Raw genomic sequence first — 13487 nt, 5'->3', positions numbered from 1 at the left:
TCCTCGCGCTACTCGGCGGTTGTGTCAGCGGCGTGACGGGCACGTGATGCCTCCTGTGCGTCCGGTACCGGCAGCACCGTAGAGAGACGTGGGTCACGTTCGTAACCCTCCGGTCCACCACGTGCGACGGGGACGCCGGGTGAAGCGATGAGCGGTAGGTGCACGGAGACGAACAACCGCTCCCGTGCAACAAAGGCCCGTTAACCAGATCGGTGAGGTTCTCGTCACCCGAACGAGACATAGTTCACTCAGCGCGATCGGCGGCGGCCCTGCGAGGCCCTCTCCTCCGCGGTGCCGAACCGCTGCACGTCCCGGTCCTGGATGAAGCCCAGCGGATCGGGGGCGTGCAGGCGCAGCAGGATCGTGTTCACGTCCTCCGGCAGCCTGCGGGCCGTCGCCCGGCTCACCGCGATCATCGTGGCGAACGCGATCGGCACGGTGATCAGCGCCGGTTGCAGCAGCACGTCCGGCGCCCAGTCACCGGTGAACGAGCTGACGACGTTCACGACCAGCGCGCTCAGCACCAGGCCGCCGCCCACGCACAACCCCCACACCGCGCCGACCCAGGTGAGCTTGCGCCACCAGATGCCCAGCACCAGCAGCGGGCAGAACGTCGAGGCGGCCAGCGCGAACGACACCGCCACCGTGAGCGAGGCGTCGCTGCGCGGCAGCAGCAGCGCGAGCCCGATCGCCACCGCGCCGGTGAACAGCGTCGCCCAGCGGAAGTCCCGCACCTTGCCCGGCAGCAGGTCGGTCGACACCACCCCGGCCACGCTCACGACCAGCCCCGACGACGTCGACAGGAACGCGGCGAACGCGCCGGCGGCCACGATCGCGCCGAGGATCTGGCCGAAGACGTTCGGCAGCATCTCCCCCGGCAGCAGCAGCACGGCGGCGTCCGTGCGGCCGTGCACGAGCAGCCGCGGCAGGTACTCCCGCGACAGCACGCCCAGGATCAGCGGGAACACGTAGAACAGGCCGAGCAGGTAGATGACGTGCATGGCCGTCCGCCGCGCGGCCCTGCCGTCGGGGTTGGTGTAGAAGCGGACCAGCACGTGCGGCAGGCCCATCGTGCCGAGGAACGTCGCGAAGATCAGCGAGTACGTCTCGAACATCCCGGACAGGCCGTCGTTCTCGGCGCGCAGCCACTCGGCGTTGGTGCTGGGCGAGCCGTCCACGACGGGCACCGGCGTGCCGGGGGCGAACACCAGCTCCGTCCCGGTCCCGACCCGGTAGGTCCGGCCGGGCGCCCAGTAGACGGGGCCGTCGACCGGCGAGCCCTCGACGGTGCCGGTGGCCTCCAGCCGCGTCGGCTCGTGCACGTCCAGCACGACGGGCTCCTGGAGCACCACCCGCGCCGTCTCGGTGAACCGCGGCGCGCCCTCGTCGGTCAGCGGGCGGGAGCCGTTGGACGGGTTGGACAGGAAGACCGCGAACAGCACGAACGTCGGCGCGGCGATGGCGAAGAGCTTGCCCCAGTACTGGAACGCCTGCACCAGGGTGATCGCCCGCATCCCGCCGCCGAGGACGTTGACCACCACGACGACGATGACGACGACCCCGCCGATCCAGCCGGGCAGCCCCGTGATCGTGGTGAGCGTCAGCCCGGCGCTCTGCAACTGCGGCACCAGGTAGAGCACGCCGATGCAGACGACGAAGAACGTGCAGAAGTGGCGCAGCGTCGTGGAGCCCAGCCTGGCCTCGGCGAAGTCGGGCAGCGTGTAGGCGCCGGAGCGGCGCAGCGGCGCGGCCACGAACAGCATCAGCGCGAGGTACCCGGCCGTGAAGCCGATCGGGAACCACAGCGCGTCCGCGCCGTCCTTCAGCACCAGTCCCGCGACGCCCAGGAACGAGGCGGCCGACAGGTACTCACCGGAGATCGCGGCGGCGTTGCGGCTGGTCGGGATGGCGCGGCGGGCGACCAGGAAGTCCGGGGTGGTGTTCGCCCTGCGCGAGCCGACGAAGCCCAGCAGGAACGTGAGACCGGCCACGCACAGCACACCGGTGAGGCTCCACAGGTTCTCGATCACGCCGCGTCGTCCGGCCTCTCCTGGTCAGCGGTCGACCATGTTCACGAAGTCGCGCTCGTGGTGCTCGGCCTTCCTGCGGTACCAGTACCCCGCCGCGTACAGCAGGGGGAACGGCACCAGTCCCATCAGCAACCAGGGCAGCGGGACCCCGAACAGCCTGGCCTCCGACAGCGCGGGGACCAGGTAGAACGCGACCGGCATCCACCCCAGCAGGAGCAGGACCAGTCCGGCGAGGCCGAGCGCGGTCCGCAACTGCTGCTTGATCAGATCACGAACCAGCTTCTCGCCGACACTCGTCTGCTCCTCCAGCTCGACGATCGTGCGCGCGCGGGCCGTGCCGCCCTTGCCGCGCGACTCGGCCAGGACGACGCGGCGGCGTCTCGGCGGCTTCGTCGAGGGCACCGGCATCGAGGCGTCACGGGCGGCGGGCAGGGGCTGTTCGGGCTGGCCGGGAGGACGGGCAGCACCGTCGTGACGGCTCATCAGCCACCGCTCCAGCCGCTCTTCGGCGGCCGGACGATGCGTTCCTTCAACTCCCTGGTGTGGCGGCGGCTCACCGGCAGCTCCTTGGCGTCCGTGCCGGTGCCGATGATCACGGCGTAACCGTTGGAGGTCATCCGCAGCTCGCTCACCAGGGGCAGCGACACCAGGTACGAGCGGTGGATGCGGACGAACCCGGCGCTCTCCCAGCGCTCCTCGAGCTGCGCGAGCGGGATGCGCACGAGGTGGCTGCCCTCGGCGGTGTGCAGGCGGGCGTAGTCGCCCTGCGCCTCCACGTAGCGCACCGACGCGCGCGGCACGAGCTTGATCGTCCCGCCCAGCTCGACGGGGATGACCTCCTCGTCCTGCGGTTCGGCGACCGGCTCCGGCACCGTCGCCGGCACCGAGCCGACCCGCTGGACCACGCGCTCGATCGCCTTGTTCACGCGGTCGTCGTTGATCGGCTTCGTGACGAAGTCCAGCGCGCCGACCTCGAAGGCGACGACCGCCTCCGAGTGCTCCACACCGGTGACGAACACCAGCGCGGGCGGCGCGCGGAACGCGTTGAGGACCCTGGCGAGGTCGGTGCCGCTCAACCCGGGCATGTTGATGTCCGCGAAGACCGCGTCCACCGGTGGCAGCCCGGCCTTCGTGCGGTCCATCACCTCGACGTCGTAGTCACCGCGCAGGATGCGCAGCGCCTCGGCCGCGTCGAAGGCGGTCAGCACACGGCGGATGTGCGGGCTGCTCTCCAGCAGGTACTTGATCTCGCTCAGACCGGGTGCCTCGTCGTCCACCGCCAGGACGAGGAGGCCGGCGCTCTCCTGGGTGCTCACTGTGTCGGGCATCTTGCCCACCCGGACCACGTCGTGTCTACGTTCCGCGGGCGGTCCGTCCGGGTGATGACCACCGCTGCGCACTCGTCACCCGATCGATCCACCCACAGCTCACAGGCCGAAACGAGACCAGTGCGCCCGGTGTTCCAGTGCCGCCAGGTTGGTGAGCAGGAGGTCGCCCGATCGTGTGGTCGCTCCCGCCATCCCCAGCCGGGCGAGCAGCGGGCGGCGCGGCTCGGCGACGGAGATCACGGCGTCCGGGAAGCGGTCGGCGACCACGCTGCGCACCGTGCCGAGCCCGTCCACGAGACCGAGTTCGACGGCCCGCGCGCCCGTCCACACCTCACCGGAGAACAGCTCCTCGTCGGTGCCGGCGAGCTTCTCCCCGCGCCGCTGCCGAACCCACGCGACGAACTGCTCGTGCAACTGGGTGTGCAGACCCCTCAGCCACTCGACGTCCTCCGGCTTCTCCGGCTGGAACGGGTCGAGACGCACCTTGTTCTGCCCGGCCGTGTGCACCCGGCGCTCGACCCCCCAGCGCTCCAGCAGGCCGTTCAGGCCGAAGCCCGAGCTGACGACGCCGATCGAACCGACCATCGACGTGCCGTGGGCGTAGATCTCGTCGCCCGCGCACGCGAGCCAGTAGCCGCCGGACGCCGCGAGGTCCTCGCAGAACGCCAGCACGGGCACCTTCTTCCGCTCCGCCAGTTCGCGGACGCGCTCCGCGACGAGCGCGGACTGGGTCGGCGCCCCGCCCGGCGAGTTGATCAGCAGGGCGACCGCGACGAGGCGGTCGTGGTCGAACGCGCGGGTGAGCGCGGACTCCAGCGCCTGCAGGCTGATCGTGTTGCGCGCCACCGGCGCGGGGGTCGGCGTGATCACGCCGTGCAACCGGACGGCCGCCACCACCGGGGGCCGGTCACCGCGCTCGGCGACGATCTTGGGCAACCGTGCGGTGATCTTGTCCGTCACGCTCATGCCACCGACCCTACGTGCACGGGACGCGGGGTCGCACCCGTTAGCATCGTGGTCGGACCGCGGCGAGGTGGGCAGTGACGTTCAACCCGGTGAAGTGGCTCGAACGCTACGTCGAGTGGTGGGACGACCGCAGCCGCCAGCACCCGGACGGCCCCACTCCGATGAACGTCTACTGGATGTGGATCCTCTGGGGCGTGTGCGTCGTGATGTTCGTGACCGTCCTCGCCGTCGCCTCCTGAGCGCGCGGCCGGTCAGGCCCGGATCACCGGCTGCTCGGCGGTGTTCGGCTCCTCCTGCGGCTGCACCAGCGTCAGGTTCGGCCGCACGCCGCGGCTGAACTTCGGCACCTTGATGATCGTCTTCATGCCCGCGCCCGGCGCGGTCTCCACCACCAGGGCGTACTCGTCGCCGAACACCGACCGCATCCGGTTGTTGATGTTGCCCAGGCCCACGTGCGCCCCCGTCTGGTGCGCGTCCTTCAGGTCGTCGAACAGCCGGTCGGGGTCCATGCCGACGCCGTCGTCCTCGACGCTGATCAGCGCCTCGGCGCCGTTGTCCTCCGCGGTGATCGTCAGCAGCCCGCCGCCCGGCTTCTTCGCCAGGCCGTGCCGCACCGCGTTCTCCACCAGCGGTTGCAGCACCAGGAACGGCAGCACCACCTGGAGCACCTCGGGAGCGACGCGCAGCCGCACGTTCAGCCGCTCGCCGTAGCGGGCCTGCTCGATCGTCAGGTAGCGGTGGATGTTGTTCAGCTCGTCGGACAGCGTCGTGAAGAAGCCGTCCGTGCGGAAGGAGTACCGGGTGAACTCGGCGAACTCCTGGAGCAGTTCGCGGGCGTGCGCCGGGTCGGTGCGGATCAGCGAGGAGATCGTGTTCAGCGCGTTGTAGACGAAGTGCGGCGAGATCTGCGCGCGCAGCGCCTTCACCTCGGCCTGGGCCAGCGCCTGCCGCGACTTCTGGAGCACCTCCAGCTCCAGCTGCGTCGAGACGAACCGCGCGGTCTCCTCCGCCATGCGCACCTGGCGCTTGTTCGCGACCCCGCTGACGACGATCAGCGTGCCCGCGACGTCGCCCTCCACGAACAGGGGAACGATCACGGCGCTGTGCAGCGCGCACGGTCCCGGCAGCTCGCAGTCGAGCTTGCGGTGCTCGACGTGCTCCTTCTGGTGCTCCCGGATCGACCGCTCCACGTACTCGCGCAACGGCGCGTAGTGCTCCGCGGCGCCGCCGTCCCACGACAGGAGGGTGCCGTCGGCGTCGGTGAGGCCGACTGCGACGCACCGCAGCATCTCGCGCAGGTGCGGCGTCGCCTTGTTGGCGGCCTCCTCGGTCAGGCCCTCGCGGAGGTCGGACGACGCCCTCGACATGCGGTGCAGCATGTCCATCACGGCGTCCTCGACCGAGGTGCTCACTCGGCGGGCCCGGCACAGCATCACGAAGAGACCGAGAACGGCCAGCGTCGCGATGACACCGAGTACCGCGCGCTCGGTCAGAAGGTCACCCACGGGTCCATGCTGTTCTCCCGGCTCTCCGGTGGCAAGGGTCCGCGGTCACCAACGCCCGCCTTGTTCACCCGACCGGTGGATCTCTCCTGCGCCGATCGGTGGCTCGCCGCACACCAGGACGCCGTCACCGAACCGCGCGTGATCATCCTCACCTCAGGAAGCGGGACGTCCTGCGGTCCGCCAGCGGCTCGCCACCGGTCTGGCAGGTCGGGCAGTACTGGAACGCCCGGTCCGCGAACGACACCTCGCGGACGGTGTCCCCGCACACCGGGCACGGCAGGCCGGTCCGGGCGTGCACCCGCAGGCCGGACCGCTTCTCCCCCTTGAGCCGGGCCGCGTCCTGGCCCACCGAACGGCTCACCGCGTCGGTGAGGACGCCGGTCAGCGCCTCGTGCAGCCGGTCCAGCGCGTCGGCCGGCAGCCGCCCGGCCGTGGCGTACGGCGACAGCCGCGCCACGTGCAGGACCTCGTCGGAGTAGGCGTTGCCGAGCCCCGCGATCAGCGTCTGGTCGGTCAGCGCCGTCTTCAGCCGGTCGGACCGGCCGGCGAACAGCTCGCCGAGCCGCGCGCGGCCGATCGACAGCGCGTCGGGGCCGAGCCGGGCGACGCCCGGCACCTCGGCCGGGTCGCGCACGATCCACGCGGCCAGCCCCTTCTTCGTGCCCGCCTCGGTCAGGTCGAAGCCCGGTCCCGCGCCGGGCGGCCCGAGGTGCGCGCGCAGCGCCAGCGGACCCCTGCCCTGCTTGGGCGGCGGCGCGGCCAGCGTGTCCGACCAGCGCAACCACCCGGCACGCGCCAGGTGCACGACGAGGTGCAGCCCGTCGCAGTCGAGGTCCAGGTGCTTGCCGTGCCGACCGGCGCCGGTGACCGTCCGGCCGTGCAGCTCGGTCCACGGCGGCAGCACCGTCTTCAAGACCTGGAGCGACACCACGTCGACGCGGTGCACCACCCGGCCCGCGGCGTGTTCGCGCAGGTGGTGGGCGAGAGCCTCGACCTCGGGGAGTTCCGGCACCCGACCAGTGTCACCCGGTGGCGGCGATCAGTCGACCGGCTGGAGCGGGCCGTCCACGTTCGGCAGCGAGTACATCTCGATGTTGCGGACGACGTTCGACGCCTCCTGGCGCACCGCCAGCACACCGCGCACCTGCCCGACCCACAGCTCCGGCGGCTGGTCGTCGGCCGTCGCCTTGGACTCCGCGACCAGCGTCCACGGCCTGCGCAGCGACCACCGGACGGGGAAGAACAGGAACAGCAGGATCAGCGCGAAGATCAGCCACGCCGGGACGACGACCTCCTCGGGGGTCCACGCGACCAGCAGGACACCCATGACGATCAGAATTCCGAACATCACGACGCCGGGCGTGTGACCGCCGCTGACGTCGTGCTCGAAGTCGTCGGTGGCACTCGGGTTGCGCCACTCCACCCGGCTGCGGACCGTCCACATCCGGCCGTCCGCTCCGCGCACCAGCCGCGTCATCAACCGTCTCCTCGGCTCGAACGCTCGTCACCTGCGAGCGCCCCAACCGTACCGTTCCACGGATGAACCCCGCGGGTGAAACACCGGCCGCCGCGACGACTACGGAGCGCGCTGAGCGTCCGCGTCCGCCGGGTGCGACAGCGGCGTCGGGCGGAGCCGGACGCTGGTGGTGGTGATCGAGGGCGACGACCTCACCCCCTGGCGCTCCGAGGTCGGGGCGGCCTCCGAGGTGCTCGGGGAACCGGACGCCGACGTGCTGGACGCCGACGCGCTGGACGCCGGCTCGCTCCGGACGCCGACCCCGCCGGGCTCCTCCGACGGCACGACCGGCGACGTCGTGTCCCGCGCGACCGCGTCCCGCACGACCGCGTCCCGCACGCCCGCGTCCCGCACGCCCGCGTCCCGCGCGACCGAGGACGGCGCGGACACCACGACGGGGGCGACCAGCTCTCCCGTCCGCACCGGTTCCCCGTCCCGCCGCGTCACCCCGGCGGGCGGCGTCGTCCGGCCCGCGCCGTCCCGGTGTCCCGGCACGACGGCGACCGGCGCCCCGGTCCCCGGCTCGGCGGGAGCGTCGGCGTCACCGGGCGCCGTGGTGCTCCTCCCCGCCGATGAGTTCGGCGTCGACAGCTCCAGCACGCCGCTCGCCCGCTGATCGGGTTGCAGCAGCACGGCGGCCGGGCCGCCGTCCGGCAGCAGCGCAGCCACCCCGAACAGGCCGAGCGCGGCGGTGGACGCGGCCACGACGGCCAGCTTCGCCCGTCCCGCCAGCAGGGACAGCTCGCCCAGCACCGCCGAGGCGTGCCCACCGGCCAGCGCGGCGGCCGGCAGCGCGATCAGCGGCGCGTGGGCGCGCAGCGCGGAGCACACCTCCACCAGCTCGTCGTGCAGCGAGCGGCACGACGAGCACGTCTCCAGGTGCTGCCGGATGCGCTGCTCCTCCGACCCCCGCGCGCCACCGGCGGTGTAGGTGCCGAGCTTGGTCAGCACCGAGCGGCAGGAGCGACCGCCGCGTCCCTCGGCCAGGTGCGCCTGGAGGTACGCGGCCCGCAGCCCCTCGCGGGCGCGGCGGGCCAGCGCCGCCATCGCGTTGGGACTCAGCCCGAAGTGCGGCGCGACCGTCGCCGGGCGCTCGCCCTCCACCTCGACCCGCCACAGCACGGTGCGCCAGCGCTCGGGCAGGCTCGCGAACGCGCGGGTGATCAGGGTGTGCTCGGCGCGGCGGCCCGCGGTGTCGGCGAACGGCTCGACGCGGCGGAACAGCTCCTCGTCGTCCACCGGGACGTCCCTGCGGCGCGCGCTCCACTCCCAGGCGACGCGGCGGGTGACCGTGAGCAGGTAGGTGCGGAAGTGGTCGCGCGGCCCGGAGCCGCGGCGGACCGCTTGCAGGACGCGGAAGAAGGTCTCCGCGGTCAGGTCGTCGGCCTCCGCGGCCGCGCCGACGTGCCGCAGCGCGAAGCGGCGGACCACCTCGGAGTGCCGGGCGAACAGCTCGCCGAACGCCGTGTCGTCGCCCGCCCTGACCCTGGCGAGCAGTTCGAGGTCGTCGGGGGGACCGTCCGGTGCGCGCCTCGGCGCTACAGCGTCAGCGACCATGCGGCGCGGCACCTCCTCACCCGGTCCTCAGTCTGCCCGAACATGCCACAGCGCGGTCGGCCCGCCGACCGGCCCCGGACGTCGCGAGCACAAGACCATACTTCCGGCGTCCGCCGGGCGGAGCAGTCCCGGCGGCCGGACGCCGACGGTGCGCGGCGACCCGCGATGACGGACCGGTCACGTCTGGACGTCGCTCGGGCCCCGTCACCGCGCCACCGCCGGTGGTGGCGGGTAGCCTGCCTCGTCGTGGCCGACTGGCGCGAGAGAGCTTCGGCTCAGTTCCCCGAACTGGTCTCCGTGGTCGAGCACAGCTCCTGGTCCTGCCACGTGTTCCTGTCGGAGCTGTGGCGCCTGGCCCTCGACGCGCACCGCGAGGAGGACCGGGGGACGCTGCGCCGCGCGTACGACTTCGCGCACTGGTGCTTCCAGCAGCCGGAGCAGTTCCTCTCCAACGCCGCCGTGGTGAGCTTCTACGAGCACGTGTTCGACGACTGGGAGCTGCGCGACGAGGTGGCGCGACGGCTGCCGGCCGAGGTCGTGGAGAAGGTCAGGCCGCTGTGGGAGTGGCGGTGGTCGACCGAGCGGCTGGCCGAGGTGGACCGCCTGCTGCTGTCCGTCCGACCCCCCGGTGAAACCCCGGCGGAACATCCGCTATAGTTCTCCACGTACCGGAGAGAACGACCGGTGCAGGCAGTACAGGCGGATGTAGCGCAGTTGGTAGCGCATCACCTTGCCAAGGTGAGGGTCGCGAGTTCGAGTCTCGTCATCCGCTCAGCAGAGAAGCCGGTGCCTTCGGGCACCGGCTTCTTCGTGTTGCGCTCTCGATCTTCTCTCCCGGCCGGTCGGCCGCGCTCGCAGCGGCTACGGTTCTGGTGGATCCACCGGAACTCGTCGAGACGGAGTCGTGAAGATGGCAACCACGCGCAAGGCGACCACCCACTGGGAGGGCGACCTGCTCAAGGGCAACGGAGTCGTGGAGCTCCAGTCCTCCGGCATCGGTTCCTACCCCGTGAGCTGGCCCGCGCGCTCCGAGGAGCCGAACGGCAAGACCAGCCCGGAGGAGCTCATCGCGGCGGCGCACTCGTCGTGCTTCTCGATGGCGCTGTCCAACGGTCTCGCCAAGGCCGGCACCCCGCCGCAGGCGCTGGACACCACCGCCGACGTGACGTTCCAGCCCGGTCAGGGCATCACCGGCATCAAGCTGACCGTGGTCGGCACCGTTCCCGGCCTGAGCGCCGAGGACTTCGCCGCGGCCGCCGAGGACGCCAAGCAGAACTGCCCCGTCAGCCAGGCGCTGACCGGCACCACCATCACGCTGGAAGCATCGCTGGCCTGACGGTGGACGACCGCGCGCTCTCCCTCCAGGACCTGGAGGGAGAGCAGTGGGGCCGGCCGCTCTCGCCCACCACGGAGGTGACGAGGGCGGTCTTCGAGGCCTGGCAGAAGCCGCTGGCCGAGCTGCGGCCGGTCGACCTGGTGGTGCTGCTCCAGCAGCAGGTCGGGCTGGCGCACCTGGTGCCCGTCGTGCTGGACGAGATCGACCGCTCCCCGTACTCCTGCGGCGGCCTGTACCCCGGTGACGTGCTCGTGGCGCTGCTGAACGTCGACGAGTCGTTCTGGGAGGCCGGTCCGGAGCTGAAGGCGCGGCTGGACCACCTCGTCGAGACGCTGCCCGAGTACGAGGACGAGCTGATCACGCTGGCCGCGCCGGTGGACGAGGCGGTGCGCCGCTACCGCAACCCGCCGCCGGACCCGGACGAGCGAGTCACCCGCCTGCACCCCTGAGCTGACCGGCTCACGCGCTGCGGCGGCGACCGATCACGACCGCGCCGATCCCGGCGACCAGCGCCAGCAGACCGGCGAAGAACAGCCCCGCCACGTCGACGCCGGTGAACGCCAGGTCGTCCGACGTCGTACCGCCGCCACCGCTGCTGCGGACCGTCGGCGCCGCGCGCGGCAGTCCCGTCGCCGGCACCGCCGCGACGGGGTCCACCGCGCGCTCCGCCGCGCCGGGCACGACGCGCCACTCCCAGCCGCCGCCGCAGTACAGCGGACAGGTGCCGACGTAGATGAACGGCGCCGTCCCGCCCTCCCAGCGCCACGGCCCGGACAGCCTCAGGTGGTACATGCCCGCTGGCACGGCGGTGAACTCGACGCGACCGTCCGACCCGGTGGTGGACTCCGCGACGACCAGGCCGCTGTCGGGGTCGACCAGGCCGACGGTGGTGTCCGCGACGCCCTCGCCCTCGCCGAACGCCCCGTCGCCGTCGGCGTCGTGGTGGATCAGGCCGTCGGTGTTCGCGGAGACGCCGGGCACCCTCGCCGTGTCGAACGCCTTCGGGAAGCCGCTCTGGTCGAAGTTCGCGCTGCCGAAGTCGCAGGACGCGAAGACCGAGCCGTAGCGGTCCGCCTCGTCCGGCACCGTCCCGCGCGCCTCGAACGTCCAGGTCACCCCGGCGCCGACGGTCACACCGGGTCGCGACCAGTGCAGGTCGCCGACGTCCTCGACGTCGGCGAGGAGCACGTGCGGCCCGTCGCCGCTGCGGTCGCACCCGACGTGCACGCCCGGCAGCGCCACCGGGCCGCTGTTGGTGAGCGTGACGCGGACGCGCGCCTCGGCACCGGCCCGGTACGAGTCGGCCGTGAACTCCACGTCGGCGCTCAGCACGTCGGACAGCGGGCGCACCGCGCGGACCAGCAGCTCCGACGTGCCGCTCTCGACACCGACCTGCTCGGCCGAGTGCGGGACGACCCAGCCGTCCGGGACGTTGCGGTGCGAGACGGAGTAGACCCGCGCCGGCACCCCGGTGACGCTGAAGCTCCCGTCGGCGGCGGTCGTGCCCTCGAAGCTCCGGCCGTTGCCGGACAGCACGACGGTCACGCCGCCGAGCCCCTCGCCGTCGCCGAACGCGCCGTCGCCGTCGCGGTCGCCGAAGACCGCGCCGGACACGGTGCCGGTGGTGGTCGACGGCACGAGGCCGAACGTGACCTGCGCCTGGTTGTCGGCGCGCTCGACGTCGTCGTCGGCGCGGACGTCCACGGTGAACTGCGGGTCGCCGCCGTCCCAGCCGGGCACGGAGCCGACGACCTCGACCACGGTGGTGGCCCCCGCCGGGACGGTCGTGCCGGGGCCGAAGACGTCCAGGTCGCCCCACGACTGCGAGTCCACGAAGAACGGTGAGCCGGAGCGGCGGTAGGTGGTGGCCTTGACGCCGGTGGCGGCGACGGGGCCCGCGTTGACGATGGTGACGGTCACCGCGACCCGCTCCCCGACGAGGTGCCCGCCGGGGGCCGCCGTGGCGGAGACGCGCAGGTCCGGCCGGGCCACCGGCGCCGGGACCTGCGCCGACGTCGAGGTGGCGGTCGGGGTGGTGGTGGTCGGCGTGCTGCTCGGGTCACCGGTCGGCTGCGCGACGGCGGAGGTCGCGAGCGCGCAGCTTCCCAGCGTCAGGGCAGCAGCGAGCGCAACAGCTCTGCTAGCCACCCCGGTGACGGTGGTGGACAAGTGTCTTCTCCCCAGCGGTGGGCCGCCGCCCGGCGCGCGATCTCGCGATGCGCCGCTCTGGACACGACCTGTGATCGAGTAATCGCAGGTAAGGTAGCCCACGCCGATCAGAGGACCTTCGTCCGGGTGACCCCCGCCCGCGCGCGCTTCCCGTGCCGACGCACCCGCTCGCACGGTTTCCGCGGGCGGCCGAGGAGGGGCGACGAGGACGGTGACCCGCGTCGAGTTCCGCGCGGCGCACGCGGAGCCCCCCGACGCGGCGAGCACCGCGATCGAGCAGCCGGAGTCCGGCGGCTGACCGCTGCGACCTTCCCGTCCACACCCGTCCGCGCCGCACCCGCGGCGCGGACGCCGTGCGCGACCGTCAGGCGCCGAGGCCCACCGGGCAGCTCACGCCCGTGCCGCCGATGCCGCAGTAGCCGTTCGGCACCTTGTGCAGGTACTGCTGGTGGTACTCCTCGGCGTAGTAGAAGGAGCCCAGCGGGGCGATCTCCGTGGTGATCTCGCCGTGGCCGGAGGCGGTGAGCGCCTCCTGGTAGGCCGCACGGGTCGACTCGACGGCGGCGCGCTGGGCGTCGTCGGCGTAGTAGACCGCCGAGCGGTACTGCGTGCCCACGTCGTTGCCCTGGCGCATCCCCTGCGTCGGGTCGTGGCCCTCCCAGAACACCCGCAGCACCTCCTCCTCGGAGATCTGCGCGGGGTCGAACACCACGAGCACGGCCTCGGTGTGCCCGGTCAGCCCGGAGCACGTCTCCTCGTAGGTGGGGTTCTCGGTGAAGCCGCCCGCGTAGCCGACGGCCGTGGTGTACACGCCGGGGGTCTGCCAGAAGACGCGCTCGGCGCCCCAGAAGCAGCCCATGCCGACGACGATCGTCCGGAGCCCGTCGGGGAACGGGGGCCGGATGCGGCGGTCGGGGAGGACCGCGTGGTGGGTGGGCACGGCGAGCGGGGTCGAACGCCCTGGCAGAGCGTTCGCGGCGTCCACCTGCATAGTCTTGTCACGTCCGAACCAGGCCATGCGTCCAGGATACGGAACGATCGCGTCGACCGGACGTGCTGCGAAGCACCCGCGGACCAGGA

14 protein-coding genes and 1 tRNA gene are annotated in these 13487 nt (G+C 72.5%); 5 read left to right on the top strand and 10 right to left on the bottom strand.

All coding sequences use genetic code 11. The features are described from left to right. Positions 1 to 248 precede the first annotated feature (248 nt). The 4 genes from IMZ35_RS09875 to IMZ35_RS09860 all read right to left on the bottom strand — a co-directional run bounded on the left by IMZ35_RS09875 (position 249) and on the right by IMZ35_RS09860 (position 4324). Positions 249 to 2030 carry a sodium/solute symporter gene (locus tag IMZ35_RS09875; protein ID WP_199440673.1) on the bottom strand — a complete coding sequence of 594 codons (1782 nt, stop codon included), beginning with the start codon at positions 2028 to 2030 and terminating at the stop codon, positions 249 to 251. Positions 2031 to 2054: 24 nt separating this feature from the next. After that, on the bottom strand, positions 2055 to 2513 hold the full coding sequence (locus tag IMZ35_RS09870) for a hypothetical protein (RefSeq protein ID WP_199440672.1): 459 nt from the start codon (positions 2511 to 2513) through the stop codon (positions 2055 to 2057). Continuing rightward, positions 2513 to 3358, bottom strand: a complete 846-nt coding sequence (locus tag IMZ35_RS09865; RefSeq protein WP_199440671.1) for a LytR/AlgR family response regulator transcription factor — start codon at positions 3356 to 3358, stop codon at positions 2513 to 2515. Before IMZ35_RS09865 ends, IMZ35_RS09870 begins: the two co-directional genes overlap by 1 nt. A 99-nt stretch (positions 3359 to 3457) precedes the next feature. Further along, the gene (locus IMZ35_RS09860) at positions 3458 to 4324 is read right to left on the bottom strand and encodes a S49 family peptidase (RefSeq protein ID WP_199440670.1); all 867 of its coding nucleotides are present in this window, start codon (positions 4322 to 4324) and stop codon (positions 3458 to 3460) included. A gap of 74 nt (positions 4325 to 4398) precedes the next feature. Here IMZ35_RS09860 and IMZ35_RS09855 point away from each other — a divergent pair, with 74 nt between their 5' ends. Beyond that, positions 4399 to 4563 (top strand): hypothetical protein, encoded by a 165-nt coding sequence (locus tag IMZ35_RS09855; protein ID WP_199440669.1) that lies wholly within the window; start codon positions 4399 to 4401, stop codon positions 4561 to 4563. 12 nt (positions 4564 to 4575) lie between these two features. Here IMZ35_RS09855 and IMZ35_RS09850 read toward each other — a convergent pair whose 3' ends face one another. From IMZ35_RS09850 to IMZ35_RS09835, 4 genes are all read right to left on the bottom strand, one after another. After that, positions 4576 to 5829, bottom strand: coding sequence for a GAF domain-containing sensor histidine kinase (locus IMZ35_RS09850; protein ID WP_199440668.1), 1254 nt, complete (start codon positions 5827 to 5829; stop codon positions 4576 to 4578). Positions 5830 to 5977: 148 nt separating this feature from the next. Then, positions 5978 to 6841, bottom strand: a complete 864-nt coding sequence (locus tag IMZ35_RS09845) for an Fpg/Nei family DNA glycosylase (RefSeq protein WP_199440667.1) — start codon at positions 6839 to 6841, stop codon at positions 5978 to 5980. A gap of 27 nt (positions 6842 to 6868) precedes the next feature. Beyond that, on the bottom strand, positions 6869 to 7306 hold the full coding sequence (locus IMZ35_RS09840; RefSeq protein ID WP_199440666.1) for a DUF983 domain-containing protein: 438 nt from the start codon (positions 7304 to 7306) through the stop codon (positions 6869 to 6871). 99 nt (positions 7307 to 7405) lie between these two features. Beyond that, on the bottom strand, positions 7406 to 8902 hold the full coding sequence (locus IMZ35_RS09835; RefSeq protein WP_199440665.1) for a sigma-70 family RNA polymerase sigma factor: 1497 nt from the start codon (positions 8900 to 8902) through the stop codon (positions 7406 to 7408). Positions 8903 to 9148: 246 nt separating this feature from the next. Between IMZ35_RS09835 and IMZ35_RS09830 the strand changes: the two genes are divergently transcribed. From IMZ35_RS09830 to IMZ35_RS09815, 4 genes are all read left to right on the top strand, one after another. Then, positions 9149 to 9559 (top strand): DUF7674 family protein, encoded by a 411-nt coding sequence (locus IMZ35_RS09830; RefSeq protein WP_199440664.1) that lies wholly within the window; start codon positions 9149 to 9151, stop codon positions 9557 to 9559. Positions 9560 to 9601: 42 nt separating this feature from the next. After that, positions 9602 to 9674: transfer RNA gene (locus IMZ35_RS09825), tRNA-Gly, on the top strand. A gap of 138 nt (positions 9675 to 9812) precedes the next feature. Beyond that, entirely contained in the window at positions 9813 to 10238 is a 426-nt protein-coding gene (locus tag IMZ35_RS09820) for an OsmC family peroxiredoxin (protein WP_199440663.1), read from the top strand. Positions 10239 to 10240: 2 nt separating this feature from the next. Continuing rightward, a complete protein-coding gene (locus IMZ35_RS09815; RefSeq protein WP_199440662.1) occupies positions 10241 to 10687 on the top strand; it encodes a contact-dependent growth inhibition system immunity protein in 447 nt (148 codons plus the stop codon). Positions 10688 to 10697: 10 nt separating this feature from the next. Here IMZ35_RS09815 and IMZ35_RS09810 read toward each other — a convergent pair whose 3' ends face one another. Next, the gene (locus IMZ35_RS09810) at positions 10698 to 12407 is read right to left on the bottom strand and encodes a DUF11 domain-containing protein (protein WP_199440661.1); all 1710 of its coding nucleotides are present in this window, start codon (positions 12405 to 12407) and stop codon (positions 10698 to 10700) included. Positions 12408 to 12771: 364 nt separating this feature from the next. Continuing rightward, positions 12772 to 13425, bottom strand: a complete 654-nt coding sequence (msrA, locus tag IMZ35_RS09805; protein WP_199440660.1) for a peptide-methionine (S)-S-oxide reductase MsrA — start codon at positions 13423 to 13425, stop codon at positions 12772 to 12774. Positions 13426 to 13487: the final 62 nt, after the last annotated feature.

This window comes from Umezawaea beigongshangensis (assembly GCF_016464305.1).
In the GTDB taxonomy this organism is placed as follows: Bacteria; Actinomycetota; Actinomycetes; order Mycobacteriales; family Pseudonocardiaceae; genus Umezawaea_A; species Umezawaea_A beigongshangensis.
Note: the sequence above shows the minus strand (reverse complement) of the source record. Positions and strands in the feature narration are given on the sequence as shown.